The 25,939-nt window shown below is 49.0% G+C and carries 23 protein-coding genes, 2 pseudogenes and 1 other annotated feature; of the genes and pseudogenes, 20 read left to right on the top strand and 5 right to left on the bottom strand.

Translation table 11 applies throughout. The annotated features are described in order from the left end of the window. Positions 1 to 605 precede the first annotated feature (605 nt). Complete coding sequence (locus tag BBD41_RS08355) at positions 606 to 1,199, top strand: RNA polymerase sigma factor (protein WP_077569394.1); 594 nt, start codon at positions 606 to 608, stop codon at positions 1,197 to 1,199. Continuing rightward, a complete protein-coding gene (locus BBD41_RS08350) occupies positions 1,165 to 2,361 on the top strand; it encodes a DUF4179 domain-containing protein (RefSeq protein ID WP_099477241.1) in 1,197 nt (398 codons plus the stop codon). The genes BBD41_RS08355 and BBD41_RS08350 overlap by 35 nt, the downstream gene beginning before the upstream one ends. Before the next feature lie 63 nt (positions 2,362 to 2,424). Here the strand turns inward: BBD41_RS08350 and BBD41_RS30215 are convergent. Continuing rightward, positions 2,425 to 2,658, bottom strand: a pseudogene (locus BBD41_RS30215) (flavin reductase family protein); the annotation flags it as partial. A 310-nt stretch (positions 2,659 to 2,968) separates the two neighbouring features. On the opposite strand from BBD41_RS30215, the gene BBD41_RS08340 reads away from it, so the two are divergent. From BBD41_RS08340 to BBD41_RS08320, 4 genes are all read left to right on the top strand, one after another. After that, positions 2,969 to 3,643: a response regulator transcription factor gene (locus BBD41_RS08340; RefSeq protein WP_099477240.1), complete on the top strand. Its 675-nt coding sequence runs from the start codon at positions 2,969 to 2,971 to the stop codon at positions 3,641 to 3,643. Continuing rightward, positions 3,640 to 5,007 carry a sensor histidine kinase gene (locus tag BBD41_RS08335; protein ID WP_099477239.1) on the top strand — a complete coding sequence of 456 codons (1,368 nt, stop codon included), beginning with the start codon at positions 3,640 to 3,642 and terminating at the stop codon, positions 5,005 to 5,007. The genes BBD41_RS08340 and BBD41_RS08335 overlap by 4 nt, the downstream gene beginning before the upstream one ends. 218 nt (positions 5,008 to 5,225) lie before the next feature. Continuing rightward, the gene (locus BBD41_RS08330) at positions 5,226 to 6,224 is read left to right on the top strand and encodes an alpha/beta hydrolase (protein ID WP_099477238.1); all 999 of its coding nucleotides are present in this window, start codon (positions 5,226 to 5,228) and stop codon (positions 6,222 to 6,224) included. A gap of 547 nt (positions 6,225 to 6,771) precedes the next feature. Beyond that, the gene (locus BBD41_RS08320) at positions 6,772 to 7,518 is read left to right on the top strand and encodes a hypothetical protein (RefSeq protein WP_099477237.1); all 747 of its coding nucleotides are present in this window, start codon (positions 6,772 to 6,774) and stop codon (positions 7,516 to 7,518) included. 304 nt (positions 7,519 to 7,822) lie between these two features. On the opposite strand, the pseudogene BBD41_RS30210 reads toward BBD41_RS08320, so the two are convergent. Both BBD41_RS30210 and BBD41_RS08310 read right to left on the bottom strand, forming a co-directional pair. Continuing rightward, positions 7,823 to 7,942: pseudogene (locus BBD41_RS30210) on the bottom strand (ATP-binding cassette domain-containing protein); the annotation flags it as partial. Positions 7,943 to 8,243: 301 nt separating this feature from the next. Continuing rightward, positions 8,244 to 9,074: a methyltransferase domain-containing protein gene (locus BBD41_RS08310; protein WP_099477236.1), complete on the bottom strand. Its 831-nt coding sequence runs from the start codon at positions 9,072 to 9,074 to the stop codon at positions 8,244 to 8,246. A gap of 272 nt (positions 9,075 to 9,346) precedes the next feature. On the opposite strand from BBD41_RS08310, the gene BBD41_RS08305 reads away from it, so the two are divergent. Continuing rightward, on the top strand, positions 9,347 to 9,565 hold the full coding sequence (locus BBD41_RS08305) for an SRPBCC family protein (RefSeq protein WP_099477235.1): 219 nt from the start codon (positions 9,347 to 9,349) through the stop codon (positions 9,563 to 9,565). A 2-nt stretch (positions 9,566 to 9,567) separates the two neighbouring features. Then, complete coding sequence (locus BBD41_RS08300; RefSeq protein ID WP_099477234.1) at positions 9,568 to 10,128, top strand: DUF4256 domain-containing protein; 561 nt, start codon at positions 9,568 to 9,570, stop codon at positions 10,126 to 10,128. Positions 10,129 to 10,198: 70 nt separating this feature from the next. On the opposite strand, the gene BBD41_RS08295 is transcribed toward BBD41_RS08300, so the two are convergent. Next, positions 10,199 to 10,774: a histidine phosphatase family protein gene (locus BBD41_RS08295; RefSeq protein WP_099477233.1), complete on the bottom strand. Its 576-nt coding sequence runs from the start codon at positions 10,772 to 10,774 to the stop codon at positions 10,199 to 10,201. 204 nt (positions 10,775 to 10,978) lie between these two features. After that, positions 10,979 to 11,210 (top strand) — a binding site (T-box leader). A 59-nt stretch (positions 11,211 to 11,269) separates the two neighbouring features. Here BBD41_RS08295 and BBD41_RS08290 point away from each other — a divergent pair. The 12 genes from BBD41_RS08290 to BBD41_RS08235 all read left to right on the top strand — a co-directional run bounded on the left by BBD41_RS08290 (position 11,270) and on the right by BBD41_RS08235 (position 22,220). Continuing rightward, positions 11,270 to 12,076, top strand: coding sequence for a class I SAM-dependent methyltransferase (locus BBD41_RS08290; protein ID WP_099477232.1), 807 nt, complete (start codon positions 11,270 to 11,272; stop codon positions 12,074 to 12,076). Between the two features lie 75 nt (positions 12,077 to 12,151). Next, complete coding sequence (locus tag BBD41_RS08285) at positions 12,152 to 13,612, top strand: serine hydrolase domain-containing protein (RefSeq protein ID WP_099477231.1); 1,461 nt, start codon at positions 12,152 to 12,154, stop codon at positions 13,610 to 13,612. A gap of 51 nt (positions 13,613 to 13,663) precedes the next feature. Next, the gene (locus BBD41_RS08280) at positions 13,664 to 14,455 is read left to right on the top strand and encodes a class I SAM-dependent methyltransferase (protein ID WP_157929277.1); all 792 of its coding nucleotides are present in this window, start codon (positions 13,664 to 13,666) and stop codon (positions 14,453 to 14,455) included. A gap of 9 nt (positions 14,456 to 14,464) precedes the next feature. Next, positions 14,465 to 15,022, top strand: a complete 558-nt coding sequence (locus BBD41_RS08275; protein WP_077569381.1) for a histidine phosphatase family protein — start codon at positions 14,465 to 14,467, stop codon at positions 15,020 to 15,022. Between the two features lie 154 nt (positions 15,023 to 15,176). Beyond that, complete coding sequence (locus BBD41_RS08270) at positions 15,177 to 15,554, top strand: MerR family transcriptional regulator (protein ID WP_077569380.1); 378 nt, start codon at positions 15,177 to 15,179, stop codon at positions 15,552 to 15,554. A gap of 3 nt (positions 15,555 to 15,557) precedes the next feature. Further along, positions 15,558 to 15,875, top strand: a complete 318-nt coding sequence (locus BBD41_RS08265; protein ID WP_077569379.1) for a thioredoxin family protein — start codon at positions 15,558 to 15,560, stop codon at positions 15,873 to 15,875. 389 nt (positions 15,876 to 16,264) lie between these two features. Then, positions 16,265 to 17,140, top strand: coding sequence for a 23S ribosomal RNA methyltransferase Erm (erm, locus tag BBD41_RS08260; protein ID WP_077569378.1), 876 nt, complete (start codon positions 16,265 to 16,267; stop codon positions 17,138 to 17,140). A 195-nt stretch (positions 17,141 to 17,335) separates the two neighbouring features. Next, positions 17,336 to 18,013, top strand: coding sequence for a CPBP family intramembrane glutamic endopeptidase (locus BBD41_RS08255; protein WP_077569377.1), 678 nt, complete (start codon positions 17,336 to 17,338; stop codon positions 18,011 to 18,013). A gap of 131 nt (positions 18,014 to 18,144) precedes the next feature. Then, positions 18,145 to 18,522: a MerR family transcriptional regulator gene (locus tag BBD41_RS08250; RefSeq protein ID WP_099480528.1), complete on the top strand. Its 378-nt coding sequence runs from the start codon at positions 18,145 to 18,147 to the stop codon at positions 18,520 to 18,522. Next, on the top strand, positions 18,519 to 19,271 hold the full coding sequence (locus tag BBD41_RS08245) for an SDR family oxidoreductase (protein ID WP_099477230.1): 753 nt from the start codon (positions 18,519 to 18,521) through the stop codon (positions 19,269 to 19,271). Before BBD41_RS08250 ends, BBD41_RS08245 begins: the two co-directional genes overlap by 4 nt. A 30-nt stretch (positions 19,272 to 19,301) precedes the next feature. Then, positions 19,302 to 20,189 carry a hypothetical protein gene (locus BBD41_RS08240; protein ID WP_099477229.1) on the top strand — a complete coding sequence of 296 codons (888 nt, stop codon included), beginning with the start codon at positions 19,302 to 19,304 and terminating at the stop codon, positions 20,187 to 20,189. 84 nt (positions 20,190 to 20,273) lie between these two features. Then, complete coding sequence (locus tag BBD41_RS08235; protein ID WP_099477228.1) at positions 20,274 to 22,220, top strand: PAS domain S-box protein; 1,947 nt, start codon at positions 20,274 to 20,276, stop codon at positions 22,218 to 22,220. A 152-nt stretch (positions 22,221 to 22,372) separates the two neighbouring features. Here the strand turns inward: BBD41_RS08235 and BBD41_RS08230 are convergent, their stop codons facing one another. Beyond that, complete coding sequence (locus BBD41_RS08230) at positions 22,373 to 25,834, bottom strand: copper amine oxidase N-terminal domain-containing protein (protein WP_099477227.1); 3,462 nt, start codon at positions 25,832 to 25,834, stop codon at positions 22,373 to 22,375. Between the last annotated feature and the right edge of the window lie 105 nt (positions 25,835 to 25,939).

The following is a 25,939-nucleotide window of genomic DNA, read 5'->3' as shown; positions in this document are numbered from 1 at the left end:
ATAGTTGATTTCGGTTTGAAGTCCTGCCGCTCGTTCCTCTAATGCCTGTGTTCGTCCTTGACCGTTACAGAACAAGCTTTGAACATCTCTTTATCAATGTCGCTGCATGACCATTTCCTCGTAAGCTGTTCAAGTACTCTTTCCAATTTGCTAAATTCATGCGAAACTTTCAAGTCCCTTCCTTCCCAGCGTTGTTCTTCTTGATTCTTGCTCCGTTAGTCCGCACAGAATGCACCCCTAGCAAATAAAGCTTTGAGCCTTCCCCCTGAACTCTCGTACAGCCTTCTTCCTGAACTTGTGCTGCGAGGGCAGCAACGGAATATATGGTTGATCGAATCGAAGGAGAAGAGCTTCAGATCGCTCGGCATTGCCGTAAACTCCATGCGAGAGATATTTCCGGCTACGAAGCGATTCTTGAATTATGTTAAGAGTTACCCCAAGTTGTAGCTACTATAGCGACGGTAGATGAGACTCATACCCGGCATCCTGACACGATTACTAGGCAGGAGCCTCGTTCATCATATTACACGACATAAAATAATGCGTGTCACATAATCGCTTGTTGGGATTGTTATATAGGTAAACAGAGAAGGAGGTGAGCTCGCTTGCAGCCAACCATCCCCGGGGAAGCGGAAGGAAGAAGAGAAGCCATTGAAGAGGTTGTAGAACAAGTTAAATCAGGAGATAAACACGCATACCAAGCGATCATCCTCCAGTTTGAGCGGCAGATGTACACGTACTGCTACTATATTCTGAAAAATCATGCGGAGACCGAAGATGCGGTACAAGAAATTTTCATTCGTGCCTATGAACATATTCATCAGTACAAGAGACAAGTGTCTTTCTCTGCCTGGTTGTATAAAATGGCCTATCATCATTTGATCAATATCAAAAAAAAGCAGAGTCGTTTTCTTAACCTGATCGAGCATTACAAGGAACAGCAGCCGGTTATGCAAATTTCTCAGCACGAGCCGGTTGTATACGAGCTGTTAACATACCTTACAGCAGAAGAGCGACACATATTGCTGCTAAAGGCGGTTGAACAGTATACCTTTGAGGAAATCAGCGACATTATGGGACTCAAATCGGCAACGATACGAAAGAAGTATGAACGGTTACGACGTAAACTGATGGACCGAATAAGCACAAAAGGAGAGGTGGCACGTGGGACAATCGCCGAAACAAACGGACTTCGCTGAAATGAAAGAACTAGAAGAAATGATTCGAGAATCGTCTTTACCGAAAAATAGTTTGAGCTATCAAATAATGCACAGGATTGGAGAACGTGAAATGACAATGACAAGAACATCATCCAAAAGACCGAATGGTTTAAAAAGAACAATACTTGTTGCGTCCGCAGCAGCTGTGCTGGGAGGAACCGTAATCGGTTCAGGATTTGTATCGCCGGTCATGGCAGCAACCCTGAAGCAAATCCCAGTGCTCGGCGTACTATTCGAAGGAACCAGCGAAGATGCAGTTAAAGCCGCTATAGAGCAAGGGATCCTATCCGAGCCTAACTTGAGCGTAACTCACGATGGCGTGACTTTAAAGGTAGCTGACCTTCTATATGATGGAACCCGGCTGTCCTTTATACTGGAGCGCGAGGGAGTGGATTTGCCGAGTACAGCTTCTCCGTATATAGGCGAAGATGAGACGATAGTTGGTAATCCCGACAACGAATATATCAAGTCGAGGAAAGTAGCCAAGGAAGACCAGGTGAAAGGATATATCGAAAGACCGCGAATCCTGGTAGATGGACGAGATGTGGAGTTTGGAGAAGGGGGCTTCGGAGATTACCCTCCACAGAACAACGCCTATATGGTTGAGCTTACTAAGGACTTGAAATTGCCTGATCAATTCGAGCTGACCATTCAGGCTAACGTAACTCAAGTGAATGAAACCTTCGAATTCAAGATTCCTGTAAATATCGCAAATAAATCGATTGTCGTGAAGCTGGACCAGGCTACGAAATCGGATGGACAATTCAGTTATACCGTCAAGCAGCTCTATATTTCACCGGTATCGACCCGTCTAGTACTGGACAGTGAAGGCGAGGTGCCGGCTTCAGCAGAGCAAACAGGCAATTACAGCGCTAGTATGGTATATTACGAGCTGGTGGATGATCAAGGAAATGTGCTGACTCCGCAGAAGTTTGATTACTTTCACAGCAAGCCCAAGACCGAATATCATATCGATCAACTGTTCAGCCCTGTAAACGGAACGCCGAAATCCATAACGATTAAGCCGTTTACCCTGACCGTAAACAACAAGGATTGGAGCGTTGTCGGTCATGGAAAGAACAGCCACGGGGATAAAACATATCTGACGGATCTGGAGATGACCATTCCGGTTAAGCCGTAATAACGAGCATGAACAGGAGAGACCCGCGTTGATTGCGGGCCTCTTTTTCATGAACCTGGAATGTTATGTTTCGGCTCGAAAGGTTTTGCCTAAAGATTGGCCGAGACCATAATAATGCCGGAAATTGTATATTAGCCTTACTCCATTTTGCGGGGGCAATATGTTGTTCATTCAGAATGCTGTCGTGATGGGCGTGCACGTGTACAGCCTGTGTATCTACAATGGCAACATGGGAGAATAGTCGGGAACCCGATTGTGATTGACCTTGGCTTCAATCTGTATCAGACACTCCATGATAAGAGCGAAATCGCGAGAACCTTGTTGTACAAGTTGCAAGAATCGGTGATTTTAAGGATCGAATACGTGATGCAGGGACACTCCCTAACCCATAACCGATGTTTATAAGTTGAAACGAAATTGAATCAGCGCCTGTTTCTACGGAAGGAAACAGGCGCTGACTGCGTGTATATTGGGAAAGAGCGACACCAGGTGCATTTTATAATATTCCCGGTCTTGATGATTATAGGAAGTATAAGGGTAATTCATATTCACTTATAGTATAATTGTTACTTCAATATGAGAGGGATAACTGGAAAAGAGGAAACGGATGCCTATTATACTGGTTGCTGACGACGATGCGAACATTCGCGAGCTCGTCTGTTTATTTCTAAAAAACGAAGGTTATACAACGGTCGAAGCCACGGACGGCAAGGAAGCACTAACTGTCTACGCCTCAACCCATGTCGATCTTGTCGTGCTTGATATTATGATGCCGTTTATGGATGGTTGGACATTATGCAAAGAGCTCCGAAGGGCCAATCCTGATCTTCCCTTACTTATGCTGACTGCGAGAAGCGAAACATGGGAGAAGGTGAAAGGGTTTGAACTTGGGACGGATGATTATTTGACGAAACCATTCGATCCGTTGGAGTTGACGGTTCGCGTTAAAGCATTATTGAAACGATACCGGATTGGCTCCACGCAGATGATTCAGTTCGGAAACGTCATTCTTGACAGGCAGACCTATAAGGTCATGAGAGGGACGGAGTCGCTCACGTTGCCGCTCAAGGAGTTTGAATTGCTGTATAAGCTCGCTGGAACACCCGGGCAAGTCTATACTCGCGAGCAGTTGATTGATCAGATATGGGGGATCGATTACGCAGGTGATGATCGAACCGTAGATGTACATATTAAACGGCTGCGTGAACGGTTCGCGACTACATCCGATTTTCGGATCGAAACGGTTCGCGGGCTTGGGTATCGGCTTGAGGTTTATGAATGATCAGATCCTTATATATTCGTGTGGTCCTGACATTTCTGGTCTCCGTCATCGGAGGAACGATCATTGCTTTTTTTATGTCCTCTTGGATATTCGAAGAAAAATTGAACCAGAACGCTCAAATCAACTTACATAACTTTGGCGAAGACATCGTCCAAATTTACAAGACCATTCCGCTACGTGAAGCGGACTTGTTCGTAAGTAGGATGAAGCAGCTCGAACTCTACCATATTCGAATTTACGAAACAGCGGGTCAATTCCAGTCTTACGGAAAGCTTAACGGACACAAACCTGCCACTGTGAGGATGGAGCAAGTCAAGAAAGTTTTAAATGGAGGCGTTGTACAAGACACTTCAAATGGTATTGCCTCAATTCTCTTAGGGTTGCCTTTAAATACGGAAGCGGGAACGAAGGCGATGTTTTTGGAAATGCTCTCCCCTCCTTCTGCCTCATTTGTCATCAAGTGGGCATTGATATTTGCAACCTATTCGTTGATTACAGGAAGCTTATTGATTCTGCTTGCTTCTGTGTTCCTGGTAAGACCGATCAAAAAGCTGACAAAAGCAACCAAACGTATAGCGACTGGAGATTTTAACGTCAAGCTGAATATTAAGCAAACGAGTGAGCTGGGTATATTGGCTCGCAGCTTCGAAGAAATGACACATGATCTGCAGCAGTTGGAGCAGATGCGCAGGGAATTTGTAACGAACGTGTCACACGAGGTTCAGTCCCCGCTCACCTCAATATCCGGTTATGCTCAAGCGCTCAAGCAAGTGGAACTCACAGATCAAGAACGAAGCCGGTATCTTGATATAATTATCGCTGAAGCGAAGCGGATGTCCAAAATGAGTGATAGCCTGCTCAAGCTGAGTATGCTTGAATCGCAGTCACATCAACTGCGGCTCGTCACACTCAGCCTTGATGAACAGATCCGGCGAGTCATCGTGGCGCTGCAGCCGCAATGGTCTGCTCACAATATCCATTTTGAGCTTGATCTGCAGACCGTTAAAGTAAGGGCTGATCATGATCAGTTAAATCAGGTATGGACGAACATCCTTGGCAATAGCATCAAATTTTCCAAGGACGGCGGCGTGATTAGCGTCAGCGTCACACATGATATCATATGCGTGTCTGTTCGAATATCCGATACCGGCATTGGTATTCCCCTCGGAGACCAGAAGCGAATATTCGAACGTTTTTTCAAGGCCGATCGTTCCCACAGTCGCAAGTATGACGGTAGCGGCATGGGACTTGCCATCGTTAAACAAATCGTATCCCTGCATCAAGGCGACGTCCGAGTGGAAAGTGAACCTGGTCAAGGAGCTACCTTCATTGTTACCTTGCCAATCACTCCCCCAATAGATTAGTAAATTCCTGAAGTATCCATCAAATCGGCTTGACTAGACCTCGTTCTTCCTGCTGCTGCTCACATGTAAACTTCCTTGTATGTGAGCTGCGGCTTTTTTGTCTGTTCATACTCCGTTCATATTGCCGTCATGATGAGTACATCTTGATTGGTTACACTTTTATATAGTCGCCGATGTATGGCTTCTTAACAAACAGATCAGGACAGGAGAAGATAAGAGTGACACAACTAGTGGAAAAGAGAACGGGGAATGGCACAAAAATAAAGAAAGTGCGAAACCTTGTACTTAAAATCATAGGAGCAATCGTGATAGCCATTGTTCTTTTTCTAGGTATTGTTTATATCACGAATGTGATAAGTAGTCATTCGGAGGCGAAACGAATAGAGCCTTACGGCCAGCTCGTATCTGTAGACGGGAAGAATATGAATGTGTTCATTCAGGGAGAAGGCGAAGAAACGGTCGTTCTCCTGCCTGGTTATGGAACAGCAGCGCCAGCTCTTGATTTTAAGTTACTCATCGATGAATTATCTCCATTTTACAAAGTTGTCGCGGTTGAGCCTTTCGGTTATGGATTAAGTGATGCAACTGAAAAAGAGCGAACCACGGAGAATATCGTAAGTGAAGTTCATGAAGCGCTGCAGCAGCTTAATATTGACCGATACACACTCATGGGCCACTCGATTGCAGGCATTTATGGTATTGATTATGTGAACAAATACTCGGACGAGGTAACTGCATTTGTCGGAATCGATAGCAGTGTTCCAACGCAACCAGGTATGGATGCCAAATTACCTATAAATACGTTTGCATTTCTCAAAAAATCAGGTCTCTTAAGATTGATCACGAAACTAAGTGGTGACTCTTATGCTGGACTCGCATTTGATGATCAAACGGTAGAGCAAATGAAAATGATTTCGAATAAAAACATGTATACTCCCACAACCTTGAATGAAATGGGACATATTTCCTCTAATTTTAAAGAGGCTCAAGCATTAACCTTTCCTAAAGACCTTCCACTTCTTCTTTTTGTACAAGCGAATAATGAAGGTGTAGAAGGTTGGATCCCTCTGCATGAAGGGCAGATCAAAGACTCGGTACATGGAAAAGTAATAACCATGGATGGATCACATTATTTACACCATACCCACTTCAAAGAAATCGCTGAAAACTTTAGAGCATTTATGAAAAAAGTAAACGGAGTACCATCAATAAATTAACGGAAATATACGATTAGAGCTGATTAATAGTGAAAAAGCCGGGGCTTCCTACTTTAAGGTTATTTTTGCTTTTGAGGTCTCGCGAACTCGTTATTTCTTCGATGGCGTTGCCGTTTTGTATTCAATATCTTGTAATACTTTTGGTTTAATAGTAGATAGGTGGCATCATGCATCGCACGAAACGCCTGTTGATCACTGTCTTTCATTTGTTTGAGTAATTGAAACATGTATTCACTTTGCATTCAGAGGGCCCTCCTGGGTAAGCGGCTTACACACTATATTGTCTCTCTATTTAAAAAAGGTTCGGTTTCTTTATTTATTTTTTTCGAGAATGAGCATTGCGTTCACTATGATTTTTTAAAAAAGTCACATCCCTTAGAGTAGGACAACCCGGCTCCTTAACTATTATACAGTCCGTCTGCGTATGCGATTGAATGTCGGTGAACTAGTTGTGGCTCATTCCTTTCTTCCCTACATGTCACAAATGCCTTGGTTGGTATTGTTATATAAATGGAAAACATAAAACAACCACAAGGAGACATGACCTATGAACAAAAGTATGAAAATAACGGTTGCTGCGCTAAGCGGTTTATTGATGCTGGGTTCCATGAATGTTGCTTCGGAGGCAGCGCCGGATATCTCTGGAAGTACGGCAGCCGCTGTGAGCAAAGTGGAACAACTGGAAAAGGAGGAAACAGCCAGAATTAATAAACTGCTTGAAGACAATCCGGATGACTCTTATATGGTATACGTAAGCAATGAACTGACAAAAGGAAAACGTCTAGAGACTTTCGCTATGGGGAACACTCATCCAGAGTACAATACATATGAAGATTATTGGAAGAAAGCCTCTACTTTAAAAGAACCGGTACTGAAGCAACCGAAAAATCTGCCGGAGAATTATCGCTTTGTGTCAGGGAAAATTGTCGGTCCATACAGCAGTGAATATCATAATGAAATGGAGGCTGAAGCAAAAAAGCTAAAAAAACAGGTGCATTCCAAAAAAGTCAACTGGACAAAATCAAACATGATTTTATTACATTATAAGAATGGAACCCATTATATTAAATTCCAGAGTGCGCGACTTGATCCGAAGGACAAGAAGCAGAAAGGCTATACCTATATAACCGCTGAGGAATTGAAAAAGAAGTATCCCAAGCTGGGTAAGAAATTTATAACCAATACCCTTTCCTGGATTGAAAATGGCAAGTCATTTAGCATCTCGACCAATCCGGGTAATCCTTTGAAAGAAGAAGATCTGATTAAAATGGCTAAAACAGTGGTCAAAAAATAAGAGGATATATCCTTAGAATTCATAAATTATTGAGTGAATTAGGGTACATTTAGGTGGGTAACACTTCCCACATGCGAGAAGCGGGCCAACGTCTTCGGCAACTCGGTCTTTGAGTTTGAGGGTGTATTCACCGGGCCACATCCCTGATTATAAAGAGCTGATTTCCAAGATGGAGTTCCTTCTTGCGAAGATAAATGAGAACTCAAAGCGGCATCAACTCTGCTTCATGTATTGAATCGCTATCCATGTGATGCGAACCGCCCGATCGATCCAATGAAGACATAGATTCAGCAGATTGAGGAAATGTTGTCAATGGATCGAGGGAAGCAACCGGCTCGTCCGGCAGTATGACCTTGGCTTCCTGCGCTAGCACTCGGGCCATCGCGACTCGCTGCTGCTGTCCGCCAGACAACTCGTCTAACTTATACAAGAAGTTGTATTATCTCCCAGACTGTATAGAATAAGTGTATTGGAACTTCTGCAGTTTTTTAGAACCAGCGGGAATAGACTTAATTAAATCAGAGTATATAATAGGGGTATTTAGGAAGTACCAGCAGGTCATAATACTTCCACATCAGTACTTGTACATTTTACGCTACCCACAAATGTGGAGTCCTGTACACTGCTCGTGCGGAAGGACAATTAAATCGAAGATGTATTGGCCGAAATAGCAAAGAGGGGCGGAGCCCCTCTTTTTTTTGTTGTCGTAATATCGTACGGCAGCTTTAGCCTGGCGAGGTTATCTTTTGTGCAATCATTTTTGTCATGGCATGTTGGTGAGGAATACCTGATGAATTGCAGTCGAATACGATTTCCGAGCTGTCCTTCATGAGCCAGTCGCGGTAATGCGTGAGTAATTCCCCGGAGTGCCACTTATAGGCATTTGGTTCTTTTTCAGGTGGCGGAGCAATAAACGGTTTATTTACAAACACATTAAAGACATGAATGCCGTTTTCGTTTGTAAACTGCTTATAATTATCAAATATCTCTTTGCGATACTCCGGCTTTATGTAGTGTAGCACACCACTTGAAAAAATAATGTCATAATGAGTATCTAAGCGAAAATCCAAAATGTCTGCCTTAAAGACATGGACGTGAACTCCTGTTTTTTCAGCGAGGCTTCTTGTCTTCTCAATCCCCGCGTCCGAAACGTCAAATGCGCTAACCTCATATCCATTTCTTGCAAAAAATACGGCGTCTTTCCCTTCCCCGCAACCAATATCCAGTAATTTCAGGCGTTTGGTCGGAGGCATAAGTTGCAAGACCTGATAGCATGCATCATTAGGCTCAGTCCCCCAGTAATAATCTTGTGTTTTATATTCTTCCTCATAAATCGTAATCCGTTTGTCCTGCGCTGTATACCCAAGAAGTTTGTCGATGCTTACTTCTAACGTTCTCGATAACTCAGGGAGTAACGCAATATCCGGCATTGACTGAGCATTCTCCCATTTGGAGACTGCCTGGAAAGAAAGCCCAAGGATTTGTGCAAGCTCTTCTTGGGTAAGTCCCTTCTCTTTGCGGTATATGGCTATGTTCCTTGCTAATGTTTCCTTCATGATCTCTCACGCTCCTTCTAGTAAACCAATTGTATTGGAGCTTGCCTGCAATGAACAATAACTTCATATTTGAGCTTTTATAATATTCAACCACCAGTTGAATCAAGAATTAATTCATAGAACCGGTTCCTGGGTGGGCATAAGTTGAAGCCGATAGCGTCTATCATTGCTGGGAATAAGCAAACCAAAAGAAATAAACGCTGTTCATTTGATATAAAATTGGGCTAAATCGCGAGTTTCATCGGTGTATAATATGGAAAGGAATGATAGTAATGCTTGGGAGATCCAATAGAAAGGACATCGCATCAAGAATCGTCAAAGCGCCGCCGCACGCAGTCTATGAAGCATTCATGGATCCCGAAGCCCTCGTTGCCTGGCTTCCGCCGCAAGGGATGCAGGCCGGATTGACGCACTCGATGCCCGGGAAGGCAGCATTGAATGCAACATATATGCCCGATAATAGTGTGGCAGATCAAGCGAAGGAGAAATGAACATGACAAAGAGGGAGTTATCGCCAGAACAACGCGAAGAGCTACTCCAAACATTGAAAGCCCGTTTCGAGAAGAACATGAGCCGCCATCCAGGACTTGAATGGGCTGACGTACAAGCAAAGCTTGAAGCAAATCCTGAAAAGCTGTGGTCGCTCCATGAAATGGAGGAAACCGGGGGAGAGCCGGATGTCGTTGGTCACGACGGCAAGACAGGCGAGTACCTATTTTATGATTGCTCGGCTGAAAGTCCAAAAGGCCGCAGAAGCGTTTGCTATGACCGCGAAGCGCTGGAGTCAAGGAAAGAACACAAACCGAAAAACAGTGCCGTCGAAATGGCTGCTGCCATGGGCATTGAGCTGTTGACGGAAGAGCAGTACCGGGAGCTGCAGCAGCTTGGCAATTTCGATATGAAAACATCGAGCTGGGTGATCACACCGGAAAGGATTCGAAAGCTCGGCGGGGCGCTCTTTTGCGATCGCCGCTACGACACGGTTTTTGTATACCATAATGGAGCAGAATCCTACTATGCAGCCAGGGGGTTCCGCGGCTGGCTAAGAGTCTAAAAAGCAGGGAGTCGGCGCTGCTGCGAGGCGCTTTTGATGTATCCCGCCTATAGAAGCAATTTAAAGGCCCTCACCAAGCGGACGGTGAGGGTCTGTTCCAGATCCGCTGTACCTCCGCAAGGTCTTGATCGCTGAAGCTTAGCTTGTAAATGTCGGGCATATCCAGCTGTCTCCAGAAGCTGAAATCAAACCTTGGATCGAAATGGTTCATGATGAGCACCATGATATTTCCATGAGTCCCGATGGCGATATTGTTTCCCCTGTACTGTTCCAATACCCTCTTAAGTGCTTGGACCCCTCTGAATTGGGCAGCCTGATTGGACTCTCCACCCTCCCAGGCGAACGAAGCGTCCTCCCACACTTTGGTGACGGCTTGCTCGAAGTCGTCGACGGGCTGCTCCGATAATAACCGTTCTCTAAAGTCTTCTTCAATGATGATTCCGGACCCGATTCGGTCCGCTAGCCCCTCGATCGTTTGAATGGCTCTCTTATACGGGCTCGATACGAGAACATGAATATGTTCAGGCTCCAGCAGCTCCGTAACCCTTGCAGCATCCTGATGTCCGCGTTCCGATAAGGGTCTGTTTCGCTCATCGGGGGAGTATACTGAGTGCGCATGCCGGACGAAATAGAGGTTTGTCATCATGTGCGCCACCAACCTTCTTCTCGATTATGCACCATATTTTAACATGTCCATCGATGCAATATAAGCTTCATGCTTGAACGGGATTAGAAAGAAGCAGCGCAGAAGCCCCTATGGCTGCACCGCGCGCTCCCGAATTGTTGGGCAGGAAGTATCTGTTGACAGGGATTATTTGGAAGGGGTATACTGTGTGAAATTTCATTAAGGGAAAACGCAATGAATGGGAACAGTAAGGAGCTGCATTGTTCAGAGAGCTGTCGGTATCGGTGGGAGACAGTCAATCGCGCCCTGAAGCTCACCCATGAGCGGTAAGGCTGAAGATCAGTAAGTCTTAACGGATAACCTCCGTCAGAAGGTTTCAAGATCGTTCGCGGATTCGTCAGGCGTCCAGCGAATTGAAAAAGAGTGGTACCGCGAAGGAGAACCTATCGCCTCTTTATAGGCATAGGTTTTTTTTATTTTTAACAACAATTACATGAATAAAGGCAGGGGATCGGCATGGAGCATGTGATCGAATACTATTCCCGGTTTGATGAGTGGGGAAGGCTGGATCGGGAGCCGCTGGAATTTATCATTAATTGGCATTATATGAAGCATTATTTGCCTCCAAGCGGGAGTGTACTGGATAACGGCGCAGGGCCCGGAAAATATGCGATGGCATTAGCGGAGCAGGGCTATCAGGTTACCCTTTCCGATCTAACGCCCCGGCTTGTTGAAACGGCGAAGGAGAAGGCGGCCGAACAGGGGCTTATGGAACGCTTCACCGGCTTTCATGTGCGGAATGCGACGAATTTAAACGGATTGGCCGATGAGTCATTCCATGCCTCGCTCATGTTAGGACCGCTCTATCATTTGCAGCAGGAAGAAGAACGGGCTCGTGCCGTTCGAGAGCTGTTCCGTGTGACGAAGCAGGAAGGGACCGTGTTTGTTGCTTTCCAGAGCCGAATGCGGATGGCATTGACATCGTTACAATTCCCGGAGCGCTGGAAGCCGAACAACACGATGGATGCAATCGATCGGTTCCGCAGGACCGGCATATTTAATCACGCCGATCCCGGGCGCTTTACGGGCACGTATTATTTCAACGTCGATGCGATTAAGCCCTTCATGGAAAGCCATGGATTCGAAACGATCGATTTGATCGGCTCTTCAAGCATCGGCGGCTTGCTGTCGCAGGAACAGATGCAGGCATGGGAGAACAAGGGCGAGTCTGGACAGCTGCTGAACATGCTGATTGATATGGCAAGAGATCCTTCCATTTTGGGGATTTCCTCTCATTTGCTGTACATCGGCAAAAGGAAATAGCGTCAGAACCTTGAAATTATACGTGAGCTAAACAAAAATACATCGATATTAAAAAAGGATAGGGGAGGAGCACGGTTGGAACGTATCATCAGCATCCCGAAAGGTGGGCATCAAGGGTTGTCGGCCGCCGCGATCAACTCGTTCTTTACGCGGCTTGAGCAGCAGGCCCTGGAAGTGAACCATTTTATTCTGCTGGAGGATGGGAGGACGGCGGCCGAATTTTACCGACCACCCTACCGGAAGGATTGCCCGCAGCTGCTGTATTCCCTGAGTAAAAGCTTTACCTCGATCGCAACCGGGATCGCCTGGGATCAAGGATATTTGGAGCTTCACGATCCGGTCATCTCGTTCTTTCCGGATGAACTTCCGGAGCGGGTGTCGCCAAATCTTGCAAAGATGACCGTCCATCATCTGTTGTCCATGAGCACCGGCCATCTCGACAACATCTATCCCGCAATCGCGGGGGAGGAGAACTGGGTCAGGGCGTTCCTGGCCCAGGAAGTCGAGGTTGAACCGGGAGAGCGCTACTGCTACACCACGCACGCTACCTACATGCTGGCCGCCATAATCGAGAAGGTAACCGGCCAAGGTCTGGTTGACTTTCTGATGCCCCGGTTGTTTGAACCGCTGGGGATTCCGAGGCCAGCCTGGGAGACGTGCCCGATGGGCATCGCGGCGGGAGGAATGGGGCTCAGTCTTACCACCGAGAACGTGGCCAGGTTCGGCCAGATGCTGTTAAACCGGGGCATATTTGACGGTCAGCGAATCGTATCGGAACGGTATATTGAGCTTGCTGCATCCGAGCAGAGCGATAACCGTCCAGGCGTTGACCGGGTCGATTGGGCTCAAGGGTACGGGTATCAGTTTCACCTATGCCGCCGCGGCTGTTACCGGGGGGACGGCTCCTTTGGGCAGATGTGCTTCGTGGCCCCTCACGCAAACATCGTCATTGCAGTGAACGCCAGCTTTAAGAGCATGGCGCGCCTTCAGGTTTTGCTTGATTTGATCTACGAAGAGCTGCTGGACTACAAGGAGATTCAGCAGCCCGGGGATGCTGACGGTCCCCGGCTGCCGCTGATCACGGCTCCCGTCAGCTCCAAGGAGCCGGAAATACGGCCGATACCGGCCGGCGTACCGGATCTGCATCTTCGCAGCTACTTATTGAGCGATACTGACAATCCGCAAGGGCTGAACCGAATCGCTTTTTGCCTCCAGGATTCCTCAAAGCTTGCTCTTCTTCTCGGTTATGGACGTGAAGAGGACTGCGAGCAGCTCCTGGAGTTCGACTTTACACAACCCGTTCAAACGCGGCAAAGATTCCATAAGGATCTGTCCATGCCTTTGCAAGAGGTGGTGGCCTATGCTGCTTGGCTGGATAAACGGACGTTACGGCTGACGCTTTATTATATCGAAACGCCATATGTAGTGACCTACACGATGATGTTCGAGGGAGAGAGCATCGAACTCCACTTTCATATTAACGTGTCCTTCCATTTGTCCGATTTTCGGGCTTCCGGAAGGCTAATGGATCCGTAGCTTTAAAGTTGTACGTTATCATTCGAAAAAATGGAAGGGAGAATGTCAGGGATGAGTGATTGGAAGGAACTTACCGGGGAATCGCAGGTGCGTTGGAATGAGATTGCGGGCTTTTGGGACGATTACATGGGGGAGCACAGCAACCGATTTCATCGCGAGATCATCCGCCCGGGCACGGAGCATTTACTGGAAGTGGCGGAGGGCCACGAGGTACTGGACATCGGCTGCGGCAACGGCAATTTTGCCCGAAGATTAGCTGAGCTTGGAGCCCATGTGACTGCGGTGGACTACAGCTCCGAGATGATCCGGCGTGCGAAGGCAAGGTCAGCCGGTGTTATGGAACGCATCGATTACCGGGTCGTCGACGCAACCGATCACGATGCGCTGCTCAGCCTCGGTGAGGAGAGATTTGACCGCGCTGTCTCCAATATGGCGCTCATGGATATTTCGGATATTACGGTGCTGGCGCAAGCGCTCCATAAGCTGCTGCGTAAGCACGGGACCTTCGTGTTCTCGATCATGCATCCCTGCTTCCAGCCGCCGGGTCTGCGCAAAATTCACGATAAGGTGGATAAGGACGGACACATCGTCTCCGAGCACCGTATTCAAATTTATAAGTACCTGGAGCCGGAACCGATGGAATCGATCGGCATTCAAGGTCAGCCGGTTCCTCACCTGGTATTTCACCGGCCGCTGTCGTATTACATGAACGTTTTCTTTGCATCCGGTTTTGTTCTTACTGGGCTGGAAGAGCCGAGCTTTCATAAAGACGGTCTGGAGCAGGACAAATTCGACTGGTTCGAAATTCCGCCTGCCGTTATCTTTCGGTTCCAGAAGGTTTGAGGACGGAAGATGGTGCAGCTTAGGAATATTTATGTCGTGAGGCATTGCCAAGCCGAAGGACAGGCGCCGGACGCCGGATTAACCATCACCGGTATGCTGCAGGCGGCAAGGCTTGCCGAATTTCTCTCGGATCAGGCGATCGATCGCGTGGTTTCAAGTCCGTATGTGAGGGCGCGGCAAAGTATTGCCCCGCTTGCCGAACGGTTAGGCCTGGAGGTAACGCTGGATGAAAGGCTGACGGAGAGGATCTTATCCGCATCGCCTTCACCCGATTGGCGGGAGAAACTCCTGCTCACTTATGAAGATATGGACTTATGTTATGAGGGCGGGGAGTCCAGCAGCGCGGCGATGGAGCGGGCGTTCCAGGCGGTTGAGGACATTTTGCACCAAGACTGCCGCAATGCCGTCCTCGTTTCGCACGGCAATCTGATATCGTTGCTGCTGAAATATTATGATCACCGGATCGGATTTAAAGAGTGGGAAGCGCTAACCAACCCGGATGTGTACCGGCTTTCCTTTCCGAGCGATGGCGGAAGTCCAAGCTTGCTTCGGGTCTGGCCCGGATGACCTTTTAAGCTGATCGCATGATTTTTGGGAAAATACAGATTCTCATCGACTCCACAAAATTTATGGCCGCAATGATCCATCTGCCTCTTGACCCTGACACTAATGTCAGGGTTTATGATAGGTTCAAGATCATGAAGGAGGTGGCGTTAACGGTATGAAAATCGGAGAGCTTTCAGCCCGGACCGGCGTGAGCATCCGTTCGCTCCGTTACTATGACAAGCAAGGCTTGCTCACGCCGACTCGGCTTGAGAACGGCTATCGGGAGTACTCGCCGTTTGCGGAACAGCAGGTTCGGACGATCCAGCTGTATCTTAATCTCGGGCTATCGACAGAGCAGATCGCCAGCTTTCTCCACTGCGTCATGAAGAATAAAGAAGCGTTCTGCAAGGAGGTCGTCCCGGTGTACCGTCAAAAGCTGGCCGAGATCGAGGAACAAATCGCCCTGTTGACGGCGGTGAAGTCCAACCTGGAGGAACGCATCCGTTCCATTGTGGAAGAAGATTCGCCAAATCAACGGCTGGGAGGAGAATGAGCAATGAGCCTGCAAACCGTCAGCACATCAGCATTTCGAAGCGCGGTTCGACAGAAGGATGTAGTTTTGGTCAGTTTTAGTACGAAATGGTGCCCGCCCTGCAAAGTGCTTCGCCCGATTCTAGAAGAGCTGGGGAATGAAAAGGGGAGCAGCCTGTCGGTGCTGCAAGTCGACTGCGACGCGTCGCCGGAGCTTGCTGCGCGTTATGGAATCATGTCCACGCCGACCGTCATCGTGTTCCATCAAGGCGAGCCGGTCAATAAACTCGTCGGGCTGAGACCGAAGAAGGCCTATGAGGCGGCGCTTGCGCGTTATGCCTAACGCCGGTTAAAAGACGGGGATAAAGCGCGTATGCCGGAACGTACTAATGGATTTTGCGTATTAGGGATAACGATGAAGGGGAGCTGAGGGAGCTGAATGCTCCTCTTTTTTTATCCACCGACGGGAGCTTTAAGGTGATCTAGCTGCTTTGGTAAAGAATGATTTACACTGAACATCCCCTGGGGGCACCCGGACGTTTATGCTATACTAGAGGTGTTTTTGATTTCGTTAAAGGAGGCTTGTCCTTAGCATGTTTTGCATCGCATACATTCGGATTTGGTAATGAGGGTACAGAGCATTTAGATCCTGCCGTTTTTTGATCAATGACGGCAAGGTTTATTTGAGCTGTGCCTTTTTCATTACTAAACGAATGAATGAGGTGCATATTTGTGTCTAAAAACAATCGTCATTATCATCATAAATCGAAGAATAACCCTGACAATTTCCCCGCCCAGCACCTGTTGATCAACAAACGGCTCGTGCTCGATCTGTTGGATCTCGCACGCATCCAACGCCACGAAACCGTTCTGGATCTCGGTGCCGGGAAAGGAGCGATCACCTTTCCGCTGGCGGAAAGAGCGGCTAACGTCATCGCCGTCGAGACCGATCCGGAGTACGTCAGCAAGCTAAAGAGCCGCGCAGAGGCAGGGCATATGCAGAACGTCCGCGTGGTGCCTTCGGATATATTACAGATTCAGCTTCCGCGCCGGGAGTTTGTCGTGGTGGCGAATATTCCGTACTCGATCACGACACCGATTCTGGGAAAGCTGCTGGATCATCCGGCCGTCCCCCTTCAAAGAGCCGTGCTGCTGGTGGAGCTTGGGGCGGCCAAACGTTTTACCGGACGGCTCGTCCGGAATCCGCGAATGTTAGGCTGGAGAATGAGCTATGAATTTCAGCTTGTCCGATCGGTCGCGCCCTCGAATTTTTCCCCGCCGCCGAAGGTGGATTCAGCCATCCTTGTCATTCGCAGAAGGAAAGATCCTCTGGTTCCTCCAAAGCATCATGCCAGGTTTATGGCGCTGGCAGCCCATGCCTTCCGCTATCCGGAGCTCCCACTTCCAGAGGCATTGTCCGGGGTATTCACCCCGCCGCAAACGACTCGGTTGCTCCGGCAGCTTGGAGTCGATCGGGGATTTCCGGTCAGCCGGTTGGACGAAGCGGGGTGGGGACAGCTATTCTCCGCGATGCTGAAGCATGTTCCGCCGGAGCGGTGGCCGAGGACGCCGCAGCCCGGATCCGGTAAACCGAAAAAGCGGAGATAGACAGGAGCCGAGTGGTAATCGATCAAGCCGGCAAATATCCAAGAGGGGCGATACGCCTCTCTTTTTTTGCTTGTGGTTACGTTTCCCCAATAATAACGGCCCGGCGAATTTCGCCTCAACTCCTGCGGCCGGTATGTTATGATAGAAGCTGCTTGAACCTTTTATTGGAAATTATGCTAAAGGAGCTTCATCTCTATGAAATCCAGAACGAAAGCCTGGTCCTTAATCGCGATCATCCTCGTAAGCTGTATTGTGATGGCTTATGTGGATGCTGTCATCCGACCGAATTATGCGGTCAAATCGGTTATCAAAATACTGCTGTTCCTGGCGCTGCCGATCGGCTATGCGCTGATGGGCGGAGGGGTGCCGTTTCGGAAGCTGTTCACCTTCGGGAAAAAAGGACTGCTGGCCTCGATCCTGCTGGGGGCCGGCGTATTTGCATTCATCCTTGGCTGCTATGCTCTGATCGGACCGTTCTTTGATTTTTCACGGGTGACCGGAGCCCTTCAGCAGCATATCGGGGTCAACGCCGGCAACTTCGTGTTCGTCGCGATTTACATATCCTTTGTGAACTCGCTGCTAGAGGAATTCTTCTTCCGGGGCTTTGCCTTCTTCACCCTGAAGGATCAAGTTGGCCGTACATTCGCCTATCTGTTCAGCGCAGGGGCATTTGCCGTCTATCATATTGCAATGATGACCAGCTGGTTTACCCTGCCGCTGTTCCTGCTCCTGATCGCCGGGCTGTTCATCGGGGGCCTGCTGTTTAACTGGTTGAACGAACGAAACGGCAACATTTACCCTTCATGGATGGTTCATCTGTGTGCGAATCTCGCTATTAATACGATTGGATTTATATTGTTTGAAATCATATAGGGACAGGTCTAGAGACAGGTCGAAACAGCTGATCAAGATTGCGCTTGATCGGCTTTTTTCGGCATTGACCTTCACATGATGTGATGGTTTACAATGCGAATACATCGAACGTAGAAAAGGAGCTGCTGCTTGTGCACATCAGCGAATTATCGGATAAAACCGGAGTGAGCCTCCGTTCGCTTCGTTATTACGAGGAGAAGGAGCTGCTGCGTCCGGCTCGGTCCTCCAATGCCTACCGTCAATATGCGGAGTCCGATATCGAACGGGTCCGCCTGATCCAAATGTATTTCGGTTTAGGCTTAACGGTAAAGGAGATTTTGAGCTTTTTCGAATGTGCCTTTGACGACAGCCCCAAAAGGGATTGCCTCCCGAACGCAATCGAAGTGGGCAGAAAGAAGCTGGATGAAATTACGCGCCAGATGGAGCAGCTGCAGCAGGCAAAGGGCCATCTGGAGCAGAGCATTGCGAGATGGGAACGCATTTTACGAGAAGGAGATGGAGGAGCATGAGCAGAGGTTTGGATGCGTCTATGGATCGGGTAGCCGTTGTCACCGGAGGGAATCGGGGCATTGGCAAGGAAATCGCCCGCCAGCTTGGGGCCCAAGGAATCGTTGTCATCCTTACATCCCGGGATGAGGAGAAAGGAGAGCGGGCGGTGCAAGAGCTGCTTGCCGAAGGGCACCGGGCAGCTCTGCATGTGCTGGATATCGATCAGGCGGATGAGGCGGAGCGGCTGATGGATTTTATAAGGTCGGAATATGGGCGGCTGGATGTGCTTGTGAACAATGCGGGGGTCATTTTGGACCAAGGAATCTCGATCCTGGAAGTCGAAGAACGCTTGATACGGGCTACCCTCGAAACGAATTTCTTCGGCGCGCTGCGGATGACCCAGGCTGCGATTCCTGTGATGAAGCTGCATGACTATGGGCGAATCGTCAACATATCTTCAGGCCTCGGTGCATTCGAAGTCATGGACGGCAGCCTGGATCCGGGCTTCAAGCTAGGAGGGGTCTCGTCTGCCTACCGGATGTCCAAGACGATGCTGAATGCGATGACCTGCCTGGTTTCCCAAGAGGTGGCAGGCACCGGCATCAAGGTCAATGCGGTGTGCCCGGGCAGGGTTCGGACCGATATGGGAGGAGCGGATGCTCCGCTCTCCGTCGCGGAGGGTGCGGATACGGCCGTATGGCTCGCTACCCTTGATGATGCCGGCCCAAGCGGAGGATATTTTCGTGAGCGGAGGAGAATTGCCTGGTGAACCACGATTAAGGTTTTGGAGGGGATCGTATTGAATTACGGGAAGTATGCCGTTCCGGAGACGATTAAGGAGCTGCTGAAGTTTGAGCAGGAATTGAAAGAGAGCGGCTTGTCACTGGACTTTCATTTGGGGCTGATTTTGCAAGACGAGCGTTTCAGATATATCTCTACGCCGCCGGATGTCATTCCATTTGCCTCCGCGGGCGTGGACGGCATTCACTACGGGTTTCTAACGGACTTCGGAACGGTATCCGATTTGGAGCAGGCCTACATCGTTTGCGTTTCCCCGATGAGCTTCGGAGACGAAATATGGCTGGCAGCCCCAAGCATCCATGAATTTTTACGTGTGGTTTATACGGACAACATCATCCTGTACAATCATTTTCGGGATGCGGATGATTTACGCGAATATATACAGCAGCGCGAAGCCGAATACGACAGTGAGGAGAGCCGCCAGGCCAAGCGGATGCTGCAGGAGCGATTTGCGATTGAGCCGATTCCCGACATGCCAGCGTATATCGAGGAGCTGGGTCGGAAACGGGCGGAAGAGATTGGGTTAACGACCAAGTCCCCCTTAGGCGTTGTACGATGGTCTCCGGATGATTCCGTGGATGGAGTCCGGCTGATTCCAGATGCGTCTACCGATTTGGAATCGGTTCGCCATTTTTTGATGAAAGCACCCAGGCTATCGAAGCTGGCGTTTATCCGGGATGCCCAAACCCCTCAGCTGTTGTACGATGACCCGGAGGTACGGAAGCTCGTAACGGATGAGCTAGTCCATATGGGGCTGGAAGAGGAGGCTGTTCAGCTCAACATTCCCTTTGAGGAAGTGGAGTCATATAGTCAACAGATGGCGCCGCAGTACGGGGAGAGTACCCTTTCGATCTTAACCTGGAGTGATGAAGAGTCTCTTGAATAAAGAATCATAGAAAAAAACCTCCAAATTAAAAGACTTATTCTTTGTCTACTGATGTATAATATTCGGTATTAGGAGGTGCCGACTATGAGTGAGGCTAACATTTTTGGTCATCAAGCGTTGTTTGAACATGTATACAAGAGTGCTCCGATTGGCATTGCCCTAGTCACGATCGAAGGAAATTGGATCAGTGTTAATCCGGCAGCATGCAAAATGTTCGGTTTTACCGAGAAAGAGCTGCTGCAGCAGCCGGCTACGGACTATATATATTCCGATAACGTCGATAGTCCGGAGAAGCTGGTTCAGTCCTTAAGCGAGAAGGTCCCGACGGTCGCATTGGAAAAACAATTTATGCATAAAGACGGCAGACGGATCTGGGCTTCTGTTCACGTATCCCTCGTGCGCGATGAGAAGGACAAGACTCCGCTGTTTTTTATTTCGCAAATGGTCGATATTACCGACAGCAAGGTGGCTGAACAGAAGCTTCAGGAAAGTATCGAACGATATACCTCATTAAAAAAATATAATCACGACGCCATCATTTCCTTTAATCTCCAAGGGGAAATCATGAACGGCAATCAGATGGCCGAGCAGCTTACGGGATATACGATTCCCGAATTGGCCGGAAAGCGTATCTCTCTTCTGATGGGAGAACACAACTTGAGACGGGTTCTCTCTGATTCAGCCCACTATGCCTCCGTCGAGAAATCGATCAACGGGATCAGGCACAAGGACGGGCATATGGTCGAGGTGCTCGCCACCTTGGCGCCGATCGTTATTCATAATAAGAATGTCGGATTCTACATTATCGCGAAGGATATGACCGAGCAGAAGAAGCTTATCATCGAGAAGGAAGCCGCCGAGAAAACCAACAAGGCCAAGAGTGAGTTCCTGGCCATGATGAGCCATGAAATCAGAACCCCGATGAACGGCGTAATCGGCATGACGGATTTGATATTGGATACCGATCTTGATGAGGAGCAGCGGGAATATGTCCAGATCATCAAGAAGAGCGGCACTACACTGCTGAATATTATTAACGATATTCTGGACTTCTCCAAGATCGAGTCCGGCCGAACCGAGCTGTCCGAAGAAACCTTCAGTCTTCGAAACACGCTGTCGGAAACCATGAACCTGATGCTCCCGAAGGCGCTTGAAAAAAATATTGAGGTAACCACCTCGGTGGCTCCCGATGTCCAGGACCAAGTGTACGGCGACATGACGAAGCTGCGGCAGGTGCTGATGAATCTGCTTAGCAATGCCGTCAAATTTACGCCGAACGGCTCTGTCTCCGTCTCGGTGACATGTATTCAGACCCTTCAAGGCTCGGGGCTGATCCAATTCTCCGTAACCGATACGGGGATTGGGGTACCCAGCGAGAAGGTCGCCCAATTGTTCGAGCCGTTCTATCAGGTAGATCATTACATGACCCGCCAAGTTGAGGGCACCGGTCTCGGTCTGGCGATCTGCAAGAAGCTTGTGGAACTGATGGGCGGCGAAATCTGGTATGAACCGAATCCGAAGCAGACCGGATCCGTCTTTACGTTTACCGTTCAATTGAAATATCCTTTGGTGGCGGTGAATGAAGGAGAGGAGAATCCGGTACAGGAGCTCGATGATGCTGAGGGCAATGCCTTCAAAATTTTGATTGTGGAAGACAATGAAGTGAATCAGCTGGTGCTAAAGAGAATCATTGAGAAGCTCGGTTATTCATCGGAGACTGTCCCCAATGGGCTGGAAGCGGTCGAGGCTTACAAGCGATATCCGTATGATCTGATATTTATGGATATCCAGATGCCGTTCATGGACGGGATGGAAGCCGCTAGAATCATTAAGCAAAGTGCTCCTGCGGATAAGCGCCCTTATGTTGTCGCTGTCACGGCTCACGCGATCAAGGGCGATCGCGAGAAGTATTTGGCGATGGGCATGGATGAATATGTGAGCAAGCCTGTCAGTATGCAGGCGGTATCGGAGGTTATCGACATTTTCCGTAATACCCGAATGAACAGTTCCACGGACGGCTCGACGGCTTAACCGATGTAACGAGCCTTTTGGCCATGCGGATAAAACGTCCGGGATTTGGCGAGCTTGTACATTATTAAAGGAGCTGTCTCCTGCGGTTTTTCAACCGCGGGGGACAGCTCCTTTTCGCTTACGATATTAATCGCATAAGCCTATGCCGATGCTTAAGATGTTGTAGTTGTTTTCTTGATAACCAAGGCTTTGGACGGCGCCGACAATGCCGGAGCCTGGGTAGCCGTCGTCGAGAGCGGCTTCTTCGTGTCCTTTGCTGCGGACAGAACGAATACAACGTATTCGGTGTCCGGTTTGATGGCTTCACCCTTGGCATCTTTGAGATCATCGATCTTGGTTGCCAATTCTTCAGCGATGTCTTTGCCGGTTACGGCAATGCTTCCGGAGACGTGATTCTTCGCATCGTCAGCTTTGAATTTATTCACTTCGCTTTTGGCTACGATGAAGACGCGGTACTCACCAATATTGCGCTCATCCGCTGCCTTCTTAAAGCTCACCTTCACTTTATCTCCCGTGCCGTTCAGCTCGGCCTTTACATCGGTCACCTGAGTCGGGGAGGGAATCGTAAAGGGCTGTGAAGATGACGACAGCTTATTCTTGGTCGAGACGGTTCCGTCAGCCACAACAAGGATGAAGACTCTGTAAGTGCTGCCGGCTTTGATTGGGTTGCCGTCGACATCCTTCGTTTCAACAGGCAAAAGGCTGTCGTACTGTCCTTGCGGCGGCGCGACTGGTGTGTAGTTTCCTTGTTTAACCAGGCTGGCCTCAGCTTCCCCGAATGCTTTCGCATCAGGTACGACCATGATGCGGTATTCCCTTACAGTGCCCGCATTATTTGCTGGGGTAAATCTCACTTTGATATCGCCAGCGTTGCCGTTGTTGCCTTCAATTCCTGCATACACGTCGGCAGGAACCGCGACTTCGGTTCCCTCAAGCTCAATCGGACCGTATGGCTGGGACAGTGCATTGGTGCTTCCGCCGTCGTAACTAACGGACAAAACGAACACATGGTAAGGCACCTTGTTGCGGATGTCTTTGCCGTTTACATCCTTCGTTCCTGGTCTGAGCGTAGAATCAAAGGAGCTGCCGGCAGGACTGTAATGGTACCGATCGGATTTATCTACCGCATTGGCTTGATCTAATTTGAAATTTTTCGCATCACTGGCCTCAACGACCATGATGCGGTATTCGCGAATATTGGTTTCGTCGGCTGCTTTGTTGAACGTCACCTTTAAGTCGCTGGCGTCTCCACTATTTCCGGCATCTGATACAGACGTAATGGTTGCAGTGCCGACCTGCGTTTTGCCCTGGAGCTTGATCTCGTTCGATCTCGGGGAAATGGCGTTGACGCCATAGGTGCCGACCGACAGCACGTATACGCGGTATCCCGTGCCGTTTTTAATCAAGTCTCCATCCGTATCCCGAGCGTTCGATTCCAACCGGACGGAGTAACCCGAATTTTTGTTCACTCTTGTAAAGTATCCATTGTTCGTAGCATCGTTTACTGACAGTGACTTGGAAGACTTCACGACAAATACTTTGTAATAGTCGATGTAATACTCGTCGGAAGGACGACTGAACGAAACTCTCAGGTCGCTGCCGTTGCCATTATCGCCGATGTCTTCCACTACAGGCGTCGAAACCGGGCTGACATTTTGATTGTTGCCGCTCAGCGTAATCGCCGATGAAGCAGAGGACAGAGCATGATTGCTGCCCGAATATGCGTAGGACATAACGTAGACGCGGTAGCTTACGCCGTTGCGAATCAATGCGCCGTCAACATCGCGGCTGTCGGATGACAGATTGAGCCTGTAGCTGTTGTAGCCGGTTTTGTTTACTTGCGTGTAATAATAGCTATTTAATGACTCAGCTCTGCTTAAATCAAAATAGTTATAGTCCGAGGATTTTACGACAAACACCCGGTAATGGCTAATATTGCTTTCGTCCGAAGCCCGGTTAAATGACACTTCCAGATCCCGGCCGTTTCCGTAATTGCCCACATCACTGACGTACAGGCTGGAGATCGTTCCTACACGATAGCTGTTGTTCGTCAAGATGATGGAACTCGAAGCGGAGGAAAGCACATTGTTGCTCTGGCTATGATTATCGAGGGCCATTACGAACACCCGGTAATATACGCCGTTACGAATCAAGGCGCCGTCTACGTCCCGGGCTCCCGAACCGAGCGTGAGAGTATTATTGCTTGATTTGCTGACATTCGTGTAGTAGGAGCTCGAATTGATGGCATTCGCCCGGCTCACGCTGAAGTTGTGATAGTCGCTCTCCTTGACCACGAAGATCCGGTAGCCGCTGATGGAAGACTCATTGGATACCCGGTTGAAGCTGACGCGAAGGTCGCGCCCGTCGCCGTAATCGCTCACGTCGGTCACCTGCGAGATGCTTGGAACCGTCGTCGTGCCTGTGCTGAGCGTAATCGAAGTCGAGCCGGAAGACAGCTTGCTTGGGATTGCGCTCTCGTTGCTGCTGACGGACAGAACAAATACCGTATAAGCGACGCCGCTGCGGATGTATTCGCCCGACGTGTCTCTTGACGTGGAGCTGAAGCCCGTTGTCAGGGTCGTGTTGCTTGAACTGGACTTATTGACGGTCGTGTAGTTCGTGCTAGCTACCGCCTTCGCTGCTGCCAGGTCGAATTTTGCTGCGTCTTTGGATTTTACGACAAACACCCGGTAATTCGAAATGTTGCCTTCACTCTGAGCCCGCGTAAAGCTAACCGACAGATCCCGGCCATCGCCGTAATTGCTCACGTCGCTGGCCTTCACATTCGTCGGCGCAGCGACTGCATTCGAATTCGTCAGCGTCAGTGACGGGGAGGCAGGGGACAACGCATAGTTGCCGCTTGTATTCCCTACGGTCAGCACATACGCCTTATACGGCTGATTATTTTGGATCAGGTCTCCGTTCGTATCTCTCGTGCTCGAGGAAAGGGTTTGAGAGAGATCCGAGCCGGTTGGAAGCACGGACGTGTAGGCCGTTGAAGGCAGGCGCTGTGCTTCGGCCAGGCTGAGTGACTGGGATTGCTTCACGATAAACACGCGATAATGCGATACCTGCGACTCCGTAGAGGATTTGGAGAAGCTGACCGACAGATCGCGTCCGTCTCCGGCGTTGCCGATATCCCGGAGGGTTACGTGGTTAACTCCCGTAAATCCGATATCCGGTTCCGAAGACGTGGTAATGGTAACCGTTTTGGTTCTGGAGCTCCAGCCGATCTTCTCGCCGAGCGATTCACTGACGAAGCGGACCGGAACCATCGTGTTGCCCTTCAGGTTTTTCGCAGGAACGTCTAAAGATACGGTTTTGCCATTAATCGTTGCCGTTTTGGAGTTGATCTTCAGCACGATGGTGGTGCCGTCTTTCACGGCCGTGACCGTTTTCGTCTTCTGATTCCATTTCACGGATGCATCCAGCGCTTCGAAAATCACCCGCATCGGCAGCATGACCCGCCCTTGAATCATGACAGGCGCTTGCGGCGTTTTCAAGCGGACGCCGTCGATCACGACGCTGATATTAACTGCCGCCTGTGCCTGTGACTGGAATAGGAATGGAACAATGAGTAGAGCTGCTAGCAAGGCAGTCCATATTCTTTTCACACACTCAACCTCCTGAATTCAATCTTGTTATTATTTTCCTCTACAATATGACGCATTCGCCCGGAATAAAGTTTCATGGTTAACATCGGCAGCGTAAATATTTTT

Origin of the sequence: Paenibacillus ihbetae (assembly GCF_002741055.1) — a bacterium.
GTDB classification, from domain to species: domain Bacteria; phylum Bacillota; class Bacilli; order Paenibacillales; family Paenibacillaceae; genus Paenibacillus_AQ; species Paenibacillus_AQ ihbetae.
The sequence above is the reverse complement of the archived record's forward strand: the minus strand, read 5'-3'. Positions and strand labels throughout refer to the sequence as shown.

What these genes read in the sequence shown, in the direction of transcription:
- BBD41_RS08340 (WP_099477240.1), top strand. Translation starts at nt 2,969, where the DNA reads ATGCCTATTATACTGGTTGCTGACGACGATGCGAACATTCGCGAGCTC.
- BBD41_RS08335 (WP_099477239.1), top strand. Translation starts at nt 3,640, where the DNA reads ATGATCAGATCCTTATATATTCGTGTGGTCCTGACATTTCTGGTCTCC.
- BBD41_RS08320 (WP_099477237.1), top strand. Translation starts at nt 6,772, where the DNA reads ATGAACAAAAGTATGAAAATAACGGTTGCTGCGCTAAGCGGTTTATTG.
- BBD41_RS08310 (WP_099477236.1), bottom strand. Translation starts at nt 9,074, where the DNA reads ATGAAGGAAACATTAGCAAGGAACATAGCCATATACCGCAAAGAGAAG.
- BBD41_RS08305 (WP_099477235.1), top strand. Translation starts at nt 9,347, where the DNA reads ATGCTTGGGAGATCCAATAGAAAGGACATCGCATCAAGAATCGTCAAA.
- BBD41_RS08300 (WP_099477234.1), top strand. Translation starts at nt 9,568, where the DNA reads ATGACAAAGAGGGAGTTATCGCCAGAACAACGCGAAGAGCTACTCCAA.
- BBD41_RS08295 (WP_099477233.1), bottom strand. Translation starts at nt 10,774, where the DNA reads ATGATGACAAACCTCTATTTCGTCCGGCATGCGCACTCAGTATACTCC.
- BBD41_RS08290 (WP_099477232.1), top strand. Translation starts at nt 11,270, where the DNA reads ATGGAGCATGTGATCGAATACTATTCCCGGTTTGATGAGTGGGGAAGG.
- BBD41_RS08280 (WP_157929277.1), top strand. Translation starts at nt 13,664, where the DNA reads ATGAGTGATTGGAAGGAACTTACCGGGGAATCGCAGGTGCGTTGGAAT.
- BBD41_RS08275 (WP_077569381.1), top strand. Translation starts at nt 14,465, where the DNA reads ATGGTGCAGCTTAGGAATATTTATGTCGTGAGGCATTGCCAAGCCGAA.
- BBD41_RS08270 (WP_077569380.1), top strand. Translation starts at nt 15,177, where the DNA reads ATGAAAATCGGAGAGCTTTCAGCCCGGACCGGCGTGAGCATCCGTTCG.
- BBD41_RS08265 (WP_077569379.1), top strand. Translation starts at nt 15,558, where the DNA reads ATGAGCCTGCAAACCGTCAGCACATCAGCATTTCGAAGCGCGGTTCGA.
- BBD41_RS08255 (WP_077569377.1), top strand. Translation starts at nt 17,336, where the DNA reads ATGAAATCCAGAACGAAAGCCTGGTCCTTAATCGCGATCATCCTCGTA.
- BBD41_RS08245 (WP_099477230.1), top strand. Translation starts at nt 18,519, where the DNA reads ATGAGCAGAGGTTTGGATGCGTCTATGGATCGGGTAGCCGTTGTCACC.
- BBD41_RS08235 (WP_099477228.1), top strand. Translation starts at nt 20,274, where the DNA reads ATGAGTGAGGCTAACATTTTTGGTCATCAAGCGTTGTTTGAACATGTA.